We start from the raw sequence: 17,139 nt of genomic DNA on the forward strand, positions 1-17,139 counted from the left end.
GCGCAGGACAGGAGGCCCGGACCGCATCGAAGCGGTCCGGGCCTCTTGTGCGTTCGCGCGCAATGGACTAAACCTCTCAATCAGCACATGGTCCAGACCAATTGACGCTGATTCAGAGAACGGGTCCCGCATGCCCAGAAGAACCTCTGCACTGCTCGCGGCCGTCACCATCGCCGCCGTACTGGCCCCCACCACGGCTCAGGCCCACACCACCCCGCGCCTGAACGGCGAGCGGGTCGGTTACTTCACCCAGTGGGGCGTCTACAGCGGCTTCTCATTCAAGAACGTCCAGACCTCCGGCCAGGCCGCGAAGCTCACGGTGATCAACTACGCCTTCGGCAACGTCAACGCCGAGGGCAGGTGCTTCGAGGCCAACAAGGCCGGGGTGGGCGACGCCTGGGCCGACTACCAGCGCCCGGTCGGCGCCGAGGAGTCGGTGGACGGCCAGGCCGACACCGCCGAGCAGCCGCTGAAGGGCAGCTTCAACCAGCTGCGCAAGCTCAAGGCGAAGAACCCCCAGCTCAAGGCCGTGATCTCGCTGGGTGGTTGGACCTGGTCGAAGTACTTCTCGGACGCCGCGCTGACCGATGCCTCCAGGAAGGCCTTCGTCTCCTCCTGTCTGGACCTGTACGTCCGGGGCAACCTGCCGCAGCTCGGATCGGCCGAGGGCGGCACCGGGGCCGGCGCCGGTGTCTTCGACGGCATCGACCTGGACTGGGAGTACCCGGGCGGCGGCGGCGACGCGGGCAACGTGGTCCGCCCGGAGGACGGTCGCAACTTCACCCTGCTGGTGCAGGAGTTCCGCCGTCAGCTGGACGAGTTGGGGAAGAAGTCGCGGCAGCACTACCTGCTGACCGCCGCCGTGGCCGCCAACGAGACCGTGGCGGACCGGCTGGAGCTCCCCAGGGTCGCCAGGTCGGTCGACTGGCTCAACCTGATGACCTACGACCTGCACGGCCCCTGGGAGGGCACCGGGCCGACCGCCCACCAGGCCAACCTGTTCGCGGACAGCGCAGACCCCTCGCCGACGCAGCGCAGCGGTGACAAGGTGGTCAGGCACTACATCGAGCGTGGCCTGCCGGCCCGTCAGGCCGTGCTCGGGGTGCCGTTCTACGCCCACGGCTGGACCGGGGTGCAGCCGGGCCCGAGGAAGAACGGCCTGTACCAGCCCGCCACCGCGGCGGTGCCGGACCTGCCGTACAAGGAAGTGAAGAACCTGCCGGGCACGGTGCACACGGACTGGCTGCGCGGAGCCAGCTGGAAGTACGACGGAACGACGCTGTACACCTTCGACACCCCCGAGGTGCTCAGCTACAAGGCCGCCTACTCGCGCTTGAACGGCCTTGGTGGTGTGATGCTCTGGGCCCTGGACAACGACGACAGCAATGGCACCCTGGTGAAGGCGCTGGACAAGGGTCTGAGGTTCTGACGGCGGTCCAACCCGTGATCTGAGCCGGGCCCGACCCCGCTCGACCCCACGCGCAGTTTCGTGCGTCACTGTTCTGTGATGCGCGAAGCTGCGCGTTTCTATGTTCAAACGAACACAAGCGCGCTAGATTCTCCTGCATCGACGGGCCGGATGGGCAAATATGCAGGCCCCCTGCACATTGCACATGCTGCATCGCCGACAACGCTTTGGCCCCCAGGGGCCGCATCGGGCGGTTCGGCTATTGCTGCCAGATGAACAGTGGACTATACCTTTGCCCATCACAGAAACCGCCTCTGACCGGCCCCTTGGCCGCTGGGCGCGCCTCACTGGCAGGAATTGACGATCCGTCAGTACCTGTACGCATCTTCTGGACACCGAGGGGTTAGGGCACTCATGGGCTCTGCAACCGAGTACAACCGCCGTGACATCTTCAAGCGGGCCGCGGCCATCACCGTGCTCGCGGCCGGCAGCGGTTCGCTGCTCGCCGCCTGTGCCGGTGGCACCAGCAGCAACGACAGCAAGAAGGCCGGCGAGTACAACCTGAAGGACGCCAAGAACCCGTTCGGCGTGGACGCCAAGAAGGGTCTTGAGGTCTTCATCTTCGACGGTGGCTACGGCAAGGACTACCTGGCCGCGTTCGCCGCGATCTACGCCAAGACCTACCCGGACGCCAAGATCGACCAGCAGGCCGACAAGGACATCACGGGCAAGCTGCAGCCGCGCTTCAACGCCGGCTCCCCGCCGGACGTCATCGACGACTCGGGCAACAAGCAGATCAAGCTCGACGTGCTGGCCAAGGACAAGAGCCTGGTCGACCTGGCCCCGCTGCTGGACGCGCCGTACATCGACGACCCGTCGAAGAAGGTCCGCGACGTCCTGATGCCCGGGACCATCGAGTCCGGCACGATCGACGGCAAGGTCTACAACCTGTCGTACGCGTACACCATGTGGGGCCTGTGGTTCTCCGGCAAGCTCTTCAAGGACAACGGCTGGACCGTGCCGAAGACCTGGGCCGACTTCATCACCATCTGTGAGCAGGCCAAGGCCAAGGGCATCGCCCCGCTCGCCCACCAGGGCAAGTACCCGTACTACATCAACGTCGCCATCCTGGACATGATCGCCAAGCAGGGCGGCCTCGACCTGATGGCCCGGATCGACAAGCTCGACCCGACCGCGTGGGACGACCCGGCCGTGAAGACCGCCGTCGAGGCGTTCTTCCAGGTGGTGGAGAAGGACTTCCTGCTCCCCGGCACCAACGGCATGACCCACACCGAGTCGCAGACCGCGTGGAACCAGTACAAGGCGGTCTTCATCCCGTCCGGTTCCTGGCTGGAGAACGAGCAGCTCGCCTCCACCCCGGCCGACTTCGAGATGACCTTCCTGCCGATGCCGTCGCTGCCCGGCGACAAGCTCCCGTTCGAGGCCATCCGGGCCGGCTCCGGCGAGCCGTTCGTGGTGCCGACCAAGGCCAAGAACGTGGCCGGCGGCCTGGAGTTCCTCCGGATGATGCTGACCAAGGAGGCGTCGGGCAAGTTCGCCCAGGCCGCCAACAGCCTCACCTGCCTCAAGGACGGTGTCGGCCCGGACGTCCAGCTGAAGCCGGGCACCAAGTCCACCGTCGTGGCGCTGAAGGCGGCGGGCGACAAGGTCTTCAACTTCCAGTACCCGAACACCGCGAGCAAGTTCGACGAGGACCTGCAGAACGCGTCCGGTGAGCTCCTGGCCAAGCGCATCACTCCGGCGGAGTGGATCAAGCGCGCCAAGGAGTCGGCCACCAAGAACAAGAGCGCCTGACCGGCGATGTGTTCTGGCGCACCGGGGGCCTCCCGCACCAGGCCCCCGGTGCGCTCACGCCTGACGGACAGGAGATGTGACCATGCGTCACGGCAAGTACCCCTTCATCGTGGGGTTCCTCTTTCTTCCGATCCTGCTGTACGTGGGCCTGGTGCTCTGGCCCTACGCGCAGACGTTCGGATACTCCCTGACCGACTGGTCGGGGCAGAGCCAGGAGATGAACTTCGTCGGCCTGGACAACTACACCAAGCTCCTCGGTGACGAGGTCTTCCTCGGCGCGCTCTGGCACAACCTGCTCCTGCTCGCCGTGCTTCCGGTCGCCACCATCCTGATCGCGCTGTTCTTCGCCTTCATGCTCAACGTGGGCGGCAAGGGCGGCACCGGCGGTGTCCAGGGTGTCGCGGGTGCCGCCTTCTACAAGGTGGTCTTCTTCTTCCCGCAGGTCCTGTCGATCGCCATCCTGGCGGTGCTCTGGCAGGCGGTGTACCGCAGCGACGGCGCGGGTCTGGCCAACGGCGCGCTGATCGAGCTCGGCCTTGGCGACCCGCAGCACCCGGTCGAGTGGCTGAACGACCCGAACCTGGTGCTCTGGTGCATCATGGGCGTCCTGATCTGGGGCGGCGTCGGGTTCTACCTGGTGCTGTTCTCGGCGGCCATGCAGTCGATCCCGAAGGACATCTACGAGGCGGCGCTGCTGGACGGCGCCAAGCGTGGCCAGACCTTCTTCAAGATCACCCTGCCGCTGCTCTGGGAGACCATCCAGACCGCCTGGGTCTACCTCGCCATCGTGGCGATGGACGCCTTCGCGCTGGTGGCCAGCATGACCCCGGGCCGCACCTACGGCGGTGGCCCGGACCACCACAGCGAGTTGATGTCGACGTACCTGATGCGCAACTTCCTCGCCTTCGGTGAGGCGGGCTACGCCTGCGCGATGGGTGTTGTGATCTTCTTCTTCACCCTCATCCTGTCCGTCGTCTCGCTGCGGGTCACCCGGCGCGAGCGCATCGAGTACTGAGCGGGGCATGGCATGAGTACCAGCATCGACAAGACCACGACCGTTCCCGCCCAACGCTCCGTCAAGCCCCGGCCGCCGGCCAAGGAGGCGCGCTTCGCCGACGGTGGCGGGGTGCTGAACGTGTTCTCGCACGGCTTCCTGGCCATCTGGGCCCTGCTGATCCTGTTCCCGCTGGCCTGGGTGGTGCTCGGCTCGTTCAAGACCGACACCCAGATCAACACCAGCGCCTGGAGCTGGCCGACCTCCTGGAGCTTCAAGAACTTCGGCAGCGCCTGGGAGAAGGGCATCGGCGGCTTCTTCGCCAACACCCTGATCGTGCTGGCGGGTTCGCTGACCCTGACCATGCTGCTCGGCGCGATGGCGGCTTACGTGCTGGCCCGCTACGAGTTCAAGGGCAACCGGTCGATCTACTTCCTGTTCGTCGCGGGCGCGATGTTCCCCGTCTACCTCGCGCTCGTCCCGCTGTTCTTCATGGTCCGCAACCTCGGCGAGATCAGCCCGTACCTCGGTCTGAACAGCTACGGCGGCCTGATCCTGGTGTACACGGCGTACTCGCTGCCGTTCACCGTGTTCTTCCTGCACTCGTTCTTCCGCACGCTGCCCACCGCGATCCACGAGGCGGCCATGCTGGACGGCTGCTCGCACGCGCGGGCGTTCTTCCAGGTGATGGTGCCGATGGCCAAGCCCGGCCTGATCAGCGTCGGCATCTTCAACGTGCTGGGGCAGTGGAACCAGTACATCCTGCCGGTCACCCTGATGCAGCCGACCTCGGCCGGCGAGGCCGACCACTCGATGCTGGCCCAGGGCCTGGTCAACCTCGCCCTGCAGTCCGGCTACAAGAGCGACGCCCCGGCGCTGTTCGCGGGTATGACCATCGCGATGCTGCCGGTGCTGGTGGTGTACCTGTCCTTCCAGCGGCAGGTGCAGTCGGGTCTCACCTCGGCCACCCTGAAGTAGTCGCCCGGAGACGCAGAAGGGGCCGCCCACTTATCCAAGTGGGCGGCCCCTTCAGTGCGTTCAGCCCTGGTCGACCGCCTGCGCGCGCAGCGCGCGGGCCAGGTCGTCCCGGCACTCCAGCACCAGGCGGCGCAGCGCGGGAGCGGCGCCCTGGTGTCCCGCCAGCCAGGCGTCGGCGGCGGCCAGCGTCGCCTGGTCGGTCTGGAACCGCGGGAAGAAGCCGCCGACGATCCGCATCGCGATCTCGATCGAGCGCTGGGCCCAGACCGACTCGATCACCTCGAAGTAGGCGTCGGTGTACCCGGCGGTCAGCTCGCGCTGGCCAGGCTGGGCGAAGCCCGCGATCTGGGCCTCCACCAGTGCGTTCGGCAGCTCGTCGGAGTCCACCACGGAGGCCCAGGCGGTGGCCTTGGCGCCGGGGGTGGGCAGGGCGGCCAGACCGTGCGTCAGGTGCTGGCGCCCGCTCGCGGTGTTGTCCAGCTCCAGCTCGCCGCGCAGCTGCTCGGGGGTCGCCCGCCCGGCCGAGGCGAGGGACAGCCAGAGCTCCCAGCGCAGTTCCTGGTCCACCGCCAGACCGTCGATCCGGGCGGTGCCGGCCAGCAGGCCCTCGACCAGCTGGAGCTGCTCGGCCTCGTCGGCGGTCAGCGCCAGGAACCGGGCCCAGGCCAGCTGGTGGTCGCTGCCGGGTTCGGCGGCGCGCAGCTCGCGCAGCGCGCAGGCCGCCAACTGCCGTGCGCCCGCTGCCCGGTGGTCCGGCGCGGCGTACAGGTCGAGGGCGCTCTTGGCCTGCTGGTGCAGCGACTGCAGCACCCCGATGTCCGACTCGGGGCCGGCGAACCGGTCGACCAGGTCGAGGTAGTCCCGGGTGGGCATCAGCCCGTCCCGGGTCAGGTTCCACGCGGCGGACCAGGCCAGCGCGCGGGACAGCGGGTCGGCGATCTCGCCGAGGCCCTCGCGCAGGGTCTCCAACGAGTGGTCGTCGAACCGGATCTTGCAGTACGTCAGGTCGTCGTCGTTCAGCAGCACCAGCGCCGGGCGCGGCTTGCCGGCCAGCTCGGGCACCACGGTGCGGGCGCCGTCCACGTCCAGCTCGACCCGCTCGGTGCGCACCAGCGCGCCGTCGGTGTCCCGCTCGTAGAAGCCGATCGCGATCCGGTGCGGGCGCAACGTGTCGCCGTCCTGGAGCACGGCCAGCTCGGTGATCCGGCCCTCGGCGTCCACGGTGAGCTGCGGGGTGAGCGAGTTGACCCCGGAGGTCTGCAGCCAGGCGGCGGCCCAGGAGGTGAGGTCCCGTCCGCTGGTCGCCTCCAGCGCGCCGAGCAGGTCGCCGAGCACGGTGTTGCCGAAGGCGTGCCGCTTGAAGTACTGCCGGGAGCCCTCGAAGAACGCCTCGGCGCCGACGTACGCCACCAGCTGCTTGAGCACCGAGGCGCCCTTGGCGTAGGTGATGCCGTCGAAGTTGAGCTTGGCGTCCTCCAGGTCACGGATGTCGGCCGTGATCGGGTGGGTGGTGGGGAACTGGTCCTGCCGGTACGCCCAGGCCTTGCGCCGGTTGGCGAAGGTGATCCAGGCCGCCTTGTACTTGGTGCCCGCGCCGATCAGGGCGTACGAGCCCATGAAGTCGGCGAAGGACTCCTTCAGCCAGAGGTCGTCCCACCACCTCATGGTGACCAGGTCGCCGAACCACATGTGCGCCATCTCGTGCAGGATGACGTTGGCCCGGCCCTCGTACGCGGCCTCGGTGACCTTCGAGCGGAAGACGAACTCCTCCCGGAAGGTGACGCAGCCCGGGTTCTCCATCGCGCCGATGTTGTACTCCGGGACGAAGCACTGGTCGTACTTGCCGAACGGGTACGGGTAGTCGAAGGTGTCGTGGAAGAAGTCCAGGCCCTGCTTGGTGACGGTGAAGATCTCGTCCGCGTCGAAGTACTTCGACAGCGACTTGCGGCAGGTGGCCGCGAGCGGGATCTCCAGCGTCGAGCCGTCGGCCGACTCGCGGCTGTAGTGGTCGCGTTCGACGTGGTACGGGCCGGCCACCACGGCGGTCAGGTAGGTGGAGATCGGCTGGGTGGGGGCGAACTCCCAGACCCGGGCGCTGCCGTCCTCGGTGACCGTGGTGTGCACCGCGTTGGCGTACACGTCCCAGGCGGCCGGGGCGGTCACCGTGAAGGTGAACGGGGCCTTCAGGTCGGGCTGCTCGAAGTTGGCGAACACCCGCCGGGAGTCGGCCGGTTCGAAGTGCGTGTAGAGGTAGGTCTCGCCGTCCACCGGGTCGACGAAGCGGTGCAGGCCCTCGCCGGTCCGGCTGTAGGCACAGTCCGCCTCGACCACCAGCAGGTTCTGCTCGGCCAGGCCGGCCAGCGTTACCCGGGTGCCGTCGAAGACCTCGGCCGGGTCCAGGGAGCGGCCGTTCAGGGTCACCGCCCGCACCTTCGGGGCCAGCAGGTCGGCGAAGCTCGCCGCCCCGGCCTCGGCGGAGCGGAAGGCGATGGTGGTGGTCGACCGGAAGGTGGCGGCCGTCGGATCGACGGCCGAGGTCAGGTCGAGGTGGACGCGGTAGCTGTCCACCGAGAGGATGGCGGCCCGCTGCTGGGCTTCCTCGCGGCTCAGGTTCTTGCCCGGCACGGTGGTTTACTCCTCTGTCCGGCTCGCACGGTCTCTGTCGGGAGGTCGTCCCAGGCGCATCCTTTCACGGGGGCCGCGTGGTGCCATTGCACAGGTCCGACGGAATCAGCGGCGGCCGGCCGCTGTTGCTGACCCGTGGAACCGCCCGTACCGAGCGAAGGACGCGTCAGTGACGACCGCAGACTCCAAGAAGATCGCCGACTTCTGGTTCGACCCGACCTGCCCGTGGGCGTGGATGACGTCCCGTTGGATGCTGGAGGTGGAGCAGCTCCGCCCGGTGCAGACCCGCTGGCACGTGATGAGCCTGTCGGTGCTGAACGAGCACCGCGAGGACCTGCCGCAGCAGTACAAGGACTTCGTCGCCAAGGGCTGGGGCCCGGTCCGGGTGCTGATCGCCGCCGCCCAGGCGCACGGTGACAAGGTGCTCGGCCCGCTCTACACCGAGCTCGGCACCCGCTTCCACAACCAGGGCCTGCCCAACGAGCGCGCCACCATCGAGGCCGCCCTGCTCGCGGCCGGCCTGCCGGTCGAGCTGGCCGACGCCGCCGACTCCACCGAGTACGACGAGGCGCTGCGTGCCTCGCACGCCGAGGGCATCGGCCTGGTCGGCGAGGACGTCGGCACCCCGGTGATCGCGGTGGACGGCCCGGACGGCGGCCGGGTCGCCTTCTTCGGCCCGGTGGTCACCCCGACCCCGCGCGGCGAGGCCGCCGCCCGGCTGTGGGACGGCACCCTGCTGGTGGCCGGTACCCCCGGCTTCTACGAGATCAAGCGCACCCGCACCGCAGGCCCGTCCTTCGAGTGACGGCACACCGAGGGGCCCGTACACGCATCGTGTACGGGCCCCTCGGCATGTGGTTCAGGCGGTCCGGCGTTGCTTCCAGTAACCCGCCGCGGCCAGCGCGGCGACCAGCACCCCGGCGGCGTAGAGCTGGTCGCGGTTGCCCTCGGTGGTGGTCATCAGGGCCAGGATGCCGACGTTCGCGACCAGCGCGGCCCAGGTCAGGTACGGGTAGCCCCACATCCGGACGGTGAGCAGCTCGGGCGACTCGCGCTCCAGCCGGCGGCGCATCCGGAGCTGGGCGACGCAGATGAAGATCCAGACCACCAGGATCGCCACACCGGTGGTGTTCATCAGCCAGGTGAACACCGTGTCCGGCCAGACCTTGCCCGCCAGCACCGCGCCGAAGCCGAAGGCGCAGGAGACCAGCACGGCCAGGCGCGGCACGCCGCCGCTGACCTTGGCCAGCACCCTCGGCCCCTCGCCCCGGCCGACCAGCGAGTAGGCCATCCGCGAGGCGCCGTAGATGTTGGCGTTCATCGCGGACAGCAGCGCGATCAGCACCACGGCTTGCATGATGGCGCCCGCGCCGGGGACGTCCAGGTGCCGAAGCACCGTCACATACGGGCCCTCCGAGGCGACCTGCGGGTCGTTCCAGGGGACCAGGGTGACCACCAGCGCCATCGAGCCGATGTAGAAGACGGCGATCCGCCAGACCGCGGTGCGCACCGCGTTCGCCACGTTGCGCTGGGGGTTGTCCGACTCGGCGGCGGCGATGGTCACCGTCTCCAGGCCGCCGTACGCGAAGACGGAGGCCAGCAGCCCGACGATCAGGCCGTCCATCCCGTTCGGCAGAAAGCCGCCGTGACCGGTGAGGTTGGCGGTGCCGGGCGCCCCGTCGCCCAGGACGCCGGCCACACCGAGCACGCCGAGGGCCAGGAAGGCCACGATCGCGGTGATCTTGACGGCGGCGAACCAGAACTCGAACTCGCCGAAGTTCTTCACGCCGGTGAGGTTGCTGGCGCAGAAGAACGCCATGAAGACGGCGACCCAGGCCCAGCCGGGTACGTCCGGGATCCAGCCGTTCATGATCGTCCCGGCGGCGGTCGCCTCGGCCGCGACGCCGCAGCAGAGCATCACCCAGAACATCCAGCCCGCCGTCACCCCGGCCCAGGGCCCGATCTCCCGCTCGGCGTGTACCGAGAAGGAGCCGGAGGACGGCCGGGCGGCGGACATCTCGCCGAGCATCCGCATCACCAGCATGACCAGCAGGCCGGAGAGCGTGAACGCCAGGATGATGGCCGGGCCCGCGGCGGCGATGCCCTTGCCCGTGCCGACGAAGAGACCGGCACCGATCACGCCGCCGAGCGCGATCATCGACAGGTGACGCTGCTTCAGGCCGTGGGACAGCTGCCCGGACGGGGCAGGCCCGGCCGACTGCTCGGTCTGCTCCAGCGTCGGCTGGGGAGTGGGGGACGTCATCAGGCGGGTCCAGACTCTGTACGGATAGCGGGAGGACCCGTTCACTATTCGGTACGAACGGTGGGCATGCCAATATCCAGGCCCCGACGACCGCCATCCGGACGGTTATCTGACGGAAAGTGATCGCTTCCTCACCCGTACTGGCTGGAACAGGTCGGACACGACAAGTCGGTGCACCGCCTGTTGGCCGGATCCGATGCCCTCACCGGCCCGGGCGACGACGTAGGTTCACAAGTGATCACCCAACGAGTCGTCAGGAGACCCGCCCATGGCCACCGCCACGTCCGCCGCCACCACCCCGGTCCTCGCCGACCTGCTCCCGCAGGCCGGCTCCCGGTTCGGCGTCCAGGCCCGCGAACTGGCCCTGGTCGCCGGGGGAGCGGCGGTCACCGGTCTGGCCGCCCAGCTCTCGGTGCCCGTACTCGGCTCGCCCGTCCCGGTCACCGGTCAGACCTTCGCCGCCCTGCTGGTCGGCACCGCGCTCGGCACCCGGCGCGGCGTCGCCGCCCTCAGCCTCTACCTGCTGGCCGGGATGGCGGGCCTGCCCTGGTTCGCCGGCGGCAGCTCCGGCTTCGCGATGCCCAGCCTCGGCTACGTGGTCGGCTTCGTGCTGGCGGCCGGCCTGGTCGGCGCGCTGGCCCGGCGCGGCGCGGACCGCAGCCCGCTGCGGACGGCCGGCGCGATGCTGCTCGGCACCCTGGTCATCTACGCCGTCGGTGTCCCGTACCTGGCCGCCTCGCTGCACGTGCCGCTGGCCCGCGCGGCCGAACTGGGGCTCTACCCCTACCTGGTGGGCGACGCGCTGAAGCTGGTGCTGGCGATGGGCGCGCTGCCGCTGGCCTGGAAGCTGGTCCGGCGCGCCTCCTGATCCGACCTGCCGACGGCGGTCCCGGGGACCCGCGCGTGCCACAATCTGCGCATGCGCGTGTACCTGGGTTCCGACCATGCCGGATATGACCTCAAGAACCACCTCGTCCAGTGGCTGAAGGAGAACGGCCATGAGCCGGTCGACTGTGGCCCGCACATCTACGACGCGGTGGACGACTACCCGCCGTTCTGCCTCCGGGCGGCCGAGCGCACCGCCGCGGACCCGGAGTCGCTGGGCGTCGTGATCGGCGGGTCCGGCAACGGCGAGGCGATCGCCGCCAACAAGGTCAAGGGCGTCCGGGCGGCGCTGGCCTGGAGCGAGCAGACCGCCTCGCTCGGCCGCGAGCACAACAACGCCAACGTGATCAGCGTCGGCGGTCGGATGCACACCGAGGCCGAGGCCACCCGCTTCGTCGAGATCTTCCTCAACACCCCGTACAGCGGCGAGGAGCGGCACACCCGCCGGATCGAGATGCTCTCCGAGTACGAGACCACCGGCGAGCTCCCCCCGATCCCCGCCCACCACCCGCAGGTCTGACCTTCCCGACCCTCCGGGGCCCGGGGGTGTGCGCCGAGCACGCGCCCCGGGCCCCGTCGGCTTGACGGGCGGTCAGAAGCCGTGCGGCAGCCACGGGGCGAGGTCCGAGGCGAAGGCCCGGTCGGCCTCGGCCAGCGCACCGTCGCCCAGCTCCCGCACCAGCCCGGCCCGGCCGAGTGCCGCGAGCCTGACCCCGCCGAGGTAGGCCGCCCCCAACTCCCTTACGTCCAGCGCGATCCCGGCCGGGTCCTCGGTACGGACGCAGCTCGCCGCCTTGCCCGGCCCGGCACTGCGCAGCCGCCAGCGTCCGGCGTTCCACGGACAGAAGCGGTCGGTCACCTCCAGCACCACGTCCAGCGCCGTCGCGTACTCGCGCAGCTCCAGCGCCTCGCCGAGCCTGACCAGCCGGACGTGCAGCGCGTCGCCCAGCCGGGGCTCCAGCCGACGGGGGTCGTCGACCAGGTGCAGCACCGGGTCGTCCACCGGGCGGTTGGCGACGGTCACCCGGTCGACCAGGTCCAGACTCAGCAGGTAGTCCCAGAGCGCCGCGTACACCCCGGGGGTCAGCGCCTCGACGTCCCGGACCCGGACGGTGCCGTCCGGGATGTCCTCGGTGCCCCAGGCGACCGAGGCCGAGTACCGGGCGTAGCCGAGCAGCCGGCCGCTCTCCCGGTCCTCGGCGAGGACGCACTGCTGCGGGGAGGCGCCGTCCCGTCCGGCGGGCGGGTCGAGCAGCGGAAGCCGCTCCCAGCCGGGGCGGCGCTCCAGCATCCCCGGCCGCCCGGGCACCAGCCGGGCGTACAGCTCCTCGCAGGCCGGGCCGCTCCCGGCCGGGTCGGCCAGCCGGAGCCGGACGCCGCGATCCACCGGCGCCTGCACCCTGACCTTGCGGGTCGGTACGGTCAGCGCCATCCGCCAGCTGCCGAGTCCGTACCCGAACCGGCCGTAGATGCCGGACTCCGAGGCGGTCAGCACCGCGAGTGCCTCGCCACCATCCCGGAGCCCGGTCAGTTGACGGCGCATCAGCCCGGTGAGGATGCCGCGCCGCCGGTGGGTCGGCAGCACGCCGACCATGGTGACCGCCGCGACCGGGACCACCGCGCCGCCCGGCACGGTCATCCGCAGCGAGAACGCCCCGGCGCAGGCCACCGGGTCGGTACCGTCCCAGACGCCCAGCGAGCGGTCCGGCTCGGTCAGTTCGCGCCAGAGCGCGCGCTCCTCGGGATGCTCCTCCTGGCCGCCGAAGGCGACCTCCAGGGTCCGGTACCAGCCGTCCCATTCCTCGTCCGTCAGGGTACGTACCGTCAGGTCGTCAACGGTCGGGCGGTCAAATGTCTCGGTATCAGCGGTCATATGCCAACAGCTATCACCGAGTTGCATCGTGCGCGACCGGCTTTCGGCGGCTTGACCTCCCGGGTTCCAGCGGCGGGTGGGCGGCTCCGGCGGCCGAAATCCGTTGAACCAGAGCGGAACGGTGCGCCCGGCGGCGCCCCAACCGTCGACGGCGGGCTCCGCCGGTGGATAAGGTCATAGCCCATGGCTGGCAGCACGCCGGGCTTCACGCCCCGGCCGACTGAGACGGGCCCGGTCGCACAGGCGGCCGACACCCCGTGGACGGCCCGGTTGCGCAGCAGGCTCTACCGGGTCCGCCGAGTGCTGCGCCGGACCGGGGTGGACTACTTCCGCGGCGACGCCTCCGACTGGCTCGCCTTCGCGGTGCTGTTCGCGGCCGTCCCACTGCTGGTGGTGCTCAACATCCTGATCCCGGCCTGGGCCCCGCCCACCGCGCTGGTACTGCCGATCCTGGCCGGGGCGCTGCTGCTGCGCCCGGGCACCCTGGTGGTGCTCTACGCGGCCGCCGCGCTCGGGCTCTCGGTCGAGTCGCTGATCCACACCGGCGAGCGGGTGGCCAGCGACCGCCCCGACATGTACGTCTTCGGTGTCACCCCCGGCGCCGCCCTGGTGGTCGGCGCGGTCGGGGTGGCCGGGCTGCTGCTGGCCCAGTTCCGCAGCCGGGTCGGCGTGCCCTGGCGGGGCGGCGGCTCGATGCTGTTCGACCTGCGCGAGCGGCTGCGGGTGCAGAGCCGGGTGCCCGCGCTGCCCGAGGGCTGGTCCGCCGACATGGCGCTCCGCCCGGCCGGCGGCCAGTCCTTCTCCGGCGACTTCGTGGTGGCCACCAGGACCGGTCCCGGCCGGCGGACCCTGGAGGTGGTGCTCGCCGACGTCTCGGGCAAGGGCATGGACGCGGGTTCCCGGGCCCTGCTGCTCTCCGGCGCGTTCGGCGGGCTGCTCGGCTCGCTGCCGGCCCATCAGTTCCTGCCCGCCGCCAACGGCTACCTGCTCCGCCAGGACTGGGACGAGGGCTTCGCGACCGCCGTGCACCTGGTGCTGGACCTGGAGACCGGCGAGTACGAGCTGCTGTCGGCCGGGCACCTGCCCGGGATGCAGCGGCACGCGGGCAGCGGTCGATGGGAGGTCAAGGAGTCCGTCGAGGGCGCGCTGCTCGGGGTCTACGACGGCGCGGTGTTCGAGGCGGTGCGCGGCCGGCTGGACCAGGGCGACGTGCTGATGCTCTGCACCGACGGCATGGTGGAGATCCCCGGCCGCGACCTGACCGAGGGGATGGACCGGCTGATGGGAGAGGCCGACCGGTTGGTCGGCGGCGCCCCGTTCTCCCAACACGGCGGCCGGGGCTCGGCGGTGAAGCTGATCGAGTCGGTGGCCAAGGACGTCAACGACGACCGGGCGGTCCTGCTGCTCTGGCGCGGGTGACCGACCGATGGCCGAACTGTGTCAAGTCGGTGCACCGGTCTTCGGCCATTCCTGACGGCGGCCCGGCGGAGTGGATCTAGGTCCGGCCTCACCAGCACGGGAACCCTCAACTTCCGCTTCGGGGTACCCGTTCGACGCCCCGTCAGGTCGGCTGGGCTATCGTCTCGGTCGGCGGAAATTCGTCTCACATCGCAGGATCTTCGCGGCTGCGTTCCGGCAAGTCCTTTACGCAGTCGGCACGAACGACCACACTGAGTTCGGGTGGGACGGTCGGTTCTCGGGGGGTCTCGGGGGATTGGGCCCGCCACGAAGCTCGCTACGAAAGAATGAGGAAGTGAGTCCTGGTGGCCTTCTCCGTCTCAGCGCTGGTCCTGTTCGGGATCATCGTGGTCATCTTCATCCGCAACAAGCAGCTGAAGACCAGTCATGCGGTCATGGCCGCGCTCTTCGGCTTCATGCTGAGCCAGTCCACGGCGGCCAAGCCGATCCAGGACTTCCTCACCCAGCTCGCGCAGACCATCTCCTCGGTCGCCAGCTGACCAGGCGCGGCTGACCCGGGTCGGGCCGGCCGCGGCCGGTCTCGGACCGGCCGGTCTCAGCGACGGCTCCGCCACCAGCGGCCCAACCAGTGGCGCTGCGGCGGGGGTTCGGCCTGCCCGGAGGTCTCCGACCGAGGATGCTCGGCGACCAGCAGCAGGAACAGCCGGGCCCAGCAGAGCCGTTCGCCCCGGGGCCAGTCCAGCGCACGCAGCGCGGCAGAAGCCTGCTCGCAGACCGTCCCGTTGATCCGGACCTCGGCGACGTCGTCGCCCGCCTTGCCGCCGAAGAACAGCTTCACGCCGTTGACCTGACGCTCGGTCAGCTTCGGCAGTACGGCGGCGGCCAGCACCGGGCCGAGGTCCCGCTCGGTGACCCAGTCGAATAGCGGGTCGGTGTCGGCGCCGAACACCGCGGCCGGGCCCTGCACGACGTGCCAGCCGGGGAACTCGGGGGCGTCGTAGTGGTCGCCGTTGCCGGTCAGCAGGCTCACCACGGCGGACGCCGTGGTGCCCGCCCACATCCGTACCGCGCTGTCCAGCTGCTCCACCTCGGTGCCGCCCACGCCGGCCGCGCAGTCCCAGATCACCGGCGCGTCGCCCTGGCCGAGCCGCAGAACGTACCCCAGGTCGACATGGCCGCCGCCGGTGCCGTGCTCGTCGTGGTCGCGGAAGGCCACCGCCGTGGTGCCGGGCCCGCGGACCAGCGGGCCGTCGACGGTGAAGTCCTGACCGAGCCCGGCCATCTCGCGGATCACCGCGCGCTGGATGACGGCCAGCCGTTCCTGGGGGCGCACAGGCGGGCTCCTTGCTCAGCGGGTGCTTCGAACACCGGCGTTCGAGCTCGACCGTGGGCGAGCGTATCGGCCCGGCGTGACCGGTGTCACGGCGCATGCTGGCGGAGCGGGTCCAGGTGGGTACGGACGGCGATATCGGCCACCCTCCGTGAACAGATCGGGGACGAAGCGTCGCCGATTCGGGCCGTCCGGGTCGCAAGTCCCGGCCGGGACGTGACCTACGTCCCTGATCATCCTTGTTCACCGTTCAACCGGGGCTTGCCACGAAGCGGTCGATCGGCTTTGCTTCGAGGCCTGTCCGGTGAACGACCGGACGGGCTCAACCGGGCGGAACGCCGAGTCCTGCCGCCGCCCGGCGCCTCGAACAAGGCACGCATGGCAGGAGCGGGGGACCCAAGGTAAGTCGCCGAACCGGTGTGAACCGGGACGGCTTGGGGTGAAGCCGCATTCCTGCGGCCGGGCATCTCCCGCCCGAACCCGACAGCTCACCTCGTAGGCGTCGGAGAGGACTACCCCCATGTCCGCACAGGGCAAGCACCGTCGCGTCCAGCTGTCCCACCTGACCCGGATCGCCGTCGCGACCGGCGTACTCGGCGCCACCTTCGCACTCCCGGTGGCCGCCGCCAGCGCTCACCAGGGCCACGCCGCCGCCTCGGTGCCCCAGGCCGCCCCGGCTGCCGTCACCACCATCGCCACCGAGACCGCCGCGCCCGCCGTGGTGCCGGTCGCCGCCGCCACTCCGGCCGCGAGCAGCTACCAGGTCGTCAGCGGCGACACCCTCTCGAAGATCGCCAACGCCAAGCAGGTGGACGGCGGTTGGCAGAAGCTCTACCAGGACAACCGCACCGTGGTGGGCGGCAACCCGAACCTGATCTACCCGGGCCAGCAGCTCTCGCTCGCCGGTCAGGCCGTGGCCGCCGCGCCGCAGCCCGCCGCGGAGGCCCCGAAGGCCGCCGTCGAGGCGCCGAAGACCGAGACCAAGTCCTCCTCGTCTTCCTCCGCGAGCACCACGGACTCCACCAAGGCGTCCCGCTCCAAGTCGACCACCGCAGCCCCGAAGGCCAGCACCCCGAAGGCCAGCACGGCCCCGAAGGCTGCTGCGGCTCCGAAGGCCCAGTCGACCACCGTGGCGGCCGGCGGTTACGTCGCCCCGGTCAGCGGTGGCACCTCCACCGCGTACCACGCCTCCGGTTCCTCCTGGTCCAGCGGCTACCACACCGGTGTCGACTTCCGTGCCTCGACCGGCACCGTCGTCAAGGCCATCACCACCGGCACCGTGGTCTCGGCCGGCAACGGCGGGTCCTACGGCAACGAGGTCGTCGTCAAGCACGCCGACGGCAAGTACTCCGAGTACGCCCACCTCTCCTCGATCTCCGTCAAGGTCGGCCAGTCCGTCTCGGCCGGCCAGCAGCTCGGCCTCTCGGGTGCCACCGGCAACGTGACCGGCCCGCACCTGCACTTCGAGGTCCGCACCGGCCCGTCCTACGGCTCCGACATCGACCCGGTCGCGTACCTCCGCGCGCACGGCGTCAACGTCTGATCCGTC

At 70.2% G+C, this 17,139-nt stretch carries 14 protein-coding genes and 1 riboswitch; of the genes, 10 read left to right on the top strand and 4 right to left on the bottom strand.

Annotated features, from left to right (window positions below):
* The first annotated feature begins 130 nt into the window (after positions 1 to 130).
* The 4 genes from ASC99_RS31435 (at position 131) to ASC99_RS31450 (ending at position 5,195) form a co-directional block, all read left to right on the top strand.
* Complete coding sequence (locus ASC99_RS31435) at positions 131 to 1,429, top strand: glycoside hydrolase family 18 protein (RefSeq protein ID WP_057238468.1); 1,299 nt, start codon at positions 131 to 133, stop codon at positions 1,427 to 1,429.
* 393 nt (positions 1,430 to 1,822) lie between these two features.
* Positions 1,823 to 3,223, top strand: a complete 1,401-nt coding sequence (ngcE, locus tag ASC99_RS31440) for an N-acetylglucosamine/diacetylchitobiose ABC transporter substrate-binding protein (protein WP_057238470.1) — start codon at positions 1,823 to 1,825, stop codon at positions 3,221 to 3,223.
* An 82-nt stretch (positions 3,224 to 3,305) separates the two neighbouring features.
* Positions 3,306 to 4,238, top strand: a complete 933-nt coding sequence (locus ASC99_RS31445; RefSeq protein WP_057238472.1) for a carbohydrate ABC transporter permease — start codon at positions 3,306 to 3,308, stop codon at positions 4,236 to 4,238.
* Between the two features lie 12 nt (positions 4,239 to 4,250).
* Positions 4,251 to 5,195, top strand: a complete 945-nt coding sequence (locus tag ASC99_RS31450; RefSeq protein ID WP_057238476.1) for a carbohydrate ABC transporter permease — start codon at positions 4,251 to 4,253, stop codon at positions 5,193 to 5,195.
* Between the two features lie 60 nt (positions 5,196 to 5,255).
* Here ASC99_RS31450 and pepN read toward each other — a convergent pair whose 3' ends face one another.
* On the bottom strand, positions 5,256 to 7,820 hold the full coding sequence (gene pepN / locus ASC99_RS31455; protein ID WP_057238481.1) for an aminopeptidase N: 2,565 nt from the start codon (positions 7,818 to 7,820) through the stop codon (positions 5,256 to 5,258).
* A gap of 235 nt (positions 7,821 to 8,055) precedes the next feature.
* On the opposite strand from pepN, the gene ASC99_RS31460 reads away from it, so the two are divergent.
* Positions 8,056 to 8,625: a disulfide bond formation protein DsbA gene (locus tag ASC99_RS31460; RefSeq protein ID WP_235502890.1), complete on the top strand. Its 570-nt coding sequence runs from the start codon at positions 8,056 to 8,058 to the stop codon at positions 8,623 to 8,625.
* Between the two features lie 54 nt (positions 8,626 to 8,679).
* Here ASC99_RS31460 and ASC99_RS31465 read toward each other — a convergent pair whose 3' ends face one another.
* The gene (locus tag ASC99_RS31465; protein ID WP_057238484.1) at positions 8,680 to 10,083 is read right to left on the bottom strand and encodes an amino acid permease; all 1,404 of its coding nucleotides are present in this window, start codon (positions 10,081 to 10,083) and stop codon (positions 8,680 to 8,682) included.
* A 268-nt stretch (positions 10,084 to 10,351) separates the two neighbouring features.
* On the opposite strand from ASC99_RS31465, the gene ASC99_RS31470 reads away from it, so the two are divergent.
* Together ASC99_RS31470 and ASC99_RS31475 are read left to right on the top strand one after the other, a co-directional pair.
* A complete protein-coding gene (locus ASC99_RS31470) occupies positions 10,352 to 10,951 on the top strand; it encodes a biotin transporter BioY (RefSeq protein WP_057238488.1) in 600 nt (199 codons plus the stop codon).
* A gap of 51 nt (positions 10,952 to 11,002) precedes the next feature.
* The gene (locus tag ASC99_RS31475; RefSeq protein WP_057238497.1) at positions 11,003 to 11,488 is read left to right on the top strand and encodes a ribose-5-phosphate isomerase; all 486 of its coding nucleotides are present in this window, start codon (positions 11,003 to 11,005) and stop codon (positions 11,486 to 11,488) included.
* Positions 11,489 to 11,560: 72 nt separating this feature from the next.
* On the opposite strand, the gene ASC99_RS31480 is transcribed toward ASC99_RS31475, so the two are convergent.
* A complete protein-coding gene (locus ASC99_RS31480) occupies positions 11,561 to 12,841 on the bottom strand; it encodes a GNAT family N-acetyltransferase (RefSeq protein WP_082598795.1) in 1,281 nt (426 codons plus the stop codon).
* A 270-nt stretch (positions 12,842 to 13,111) separates the two neighbouring features.
* Here ASC99_RS31480 and ASC99_RS31485 point away from each other — a divergent pair, with 270 nt between their 5' ends.
* Positions 13,112 to 14,260 (top strand): PP2C family protein-serine/threonine phosphatase, encoded by a 1,149-nt coding sequence (locus ASC99_RS31485; RefSeq protein WP_057239135.1) that lies wholly within the window; start codon positions 13,112 to 13,114, stop codon positions 14,258 to 14,260.
* 344 nt (positions 14,261 to 14,604) lie between these two features.
* Positions 14,605 to 14,799 carry a hypothetical protein gene (locus ASC99_RS31490; protein WP_057238501.1) on the top strand — a complete coding sequence of 65 codons (195 nt, stop codon included), beginning with the start codon at positions 14,605 to 14,607 and terminating at the stop codon, positions 14,797 to 14,799.
* Between the two features lie 56 nt (positions 14,800 to 14,855).
* Here the strand turns inward: ASC99_RS31490 and ASC99_RS31495 are convergent, their stop codons facing one another.
* Positions 14,856 to 15,593 (bottom strand): DUF6348 family protein, encoded by a 738-nt coding sequence (locus ASC99_RS31495; protein WP_057238504.1) that lies wholly within the window; start codon positions 15,591 to 15,593, stop codon positions 14,856 to 14,858.
* Between the two features lie 323 nt (positions 15,594 to 15,916).
* Positions 15,917 to 16,105: riboswitch (cyclic di-AMP (ydaO/yuaA leader) on the top strand.
* Between the two features lie 5 nt (positions 16,106 to 16,110).
* Between ASC99_RS31495 and ASC99_RS31500 the strand changes: the two genes are divergently transcribed.
* Positions 16,111 to 17,133: a peptidoglycan DD-metalloendopeptidase family protein gene (locus tag ASC99_RS31500; protein WP_057238506.1), complete on the top strand. Its 1,023-nt coding sequence runs from the start codon at positions 16,111 to 16,113 to the stop codon at positions 17,131 to 17,133.
* Positions 17,134 to 17,139 lie beyond the last annotated feature (6 nt).

The organism is Kitasatospora sp. Root107, from assembly GCF_001424875.1.
GTDB lineage: Bacteria > Actinomycetota > Actinomycetes > Streptomycetales > Streptomycetaceae > Kitasatospora.

Coding starts and splice junctions, on each gene's coding strand:
- ASC99_RS31435 (WP_057238468.1), top strand. CDS start 131: ATGCCCAGAAGAACCTCTGCACTGCTCGCGGCCGTCACCATCGCCGCC.
- ngcE (WP_057238470.1), top strand. CDS start 1,823: ATGGGCTCTGCAACCGAGTACAACCGCCGTGACATCTTCAAGCGGGCC.
- ASC99_RS31445 (WP_057238472.1), top strand. CDS start 3,306: ATGCGTCACGGCAAGTACCCCTTCATCGTGGGGTTCCTCTTTCTTCCG.
- ASC99_RS31450 (WP_057238476.1), top strand. CDS start 4,251: ATGAGTACCAGCATCGACAAGACCACGACCGTTCCCGCCCAACGCTCC.
- ASC99_RS31460 (WP_235502890.1), top strand. CDS start 8,056: ATGACGTCCCGTTGGATGCTGGAGGTGGAGCAGCTCCGCCCGGTGCAG.
- ASC99_RS31465 (WP_057238484.1), bottom strand. CDS start 10,083: ATGACGTCCCCCACTCCCCAGCCGACGCTGGAGCAGACCGAGCAGTCG.
- ASC99_RS31470 (WP_057238488.1), top strand. CDS start 10,352: ATGGCCACCGCCACGTCCGCCGCCACCACCCCGGTCCTCGCCGACCTG.
- ASC99_RS31475 (WP_057238497.1), top strand. CDS start 11,003: ATGCGCGTGTACCTGGGTTCCGACCATGCCGGATATGACCTCAAGAAC.
- ASC99_RS31480 (WP_082598795.1), bottom strand. CDS start 12,841: ATGACCGCTGATACCGAGACATTTGACCGCCCGACCGTTGACGACCTG.
- ASC99_RS31500 (WP_057238506.1), top strand. CDS start 16,111: ATGTCCGCACAGGGCAAGCACCGTCGCGTCCAGCTGTCCCACCTGACC.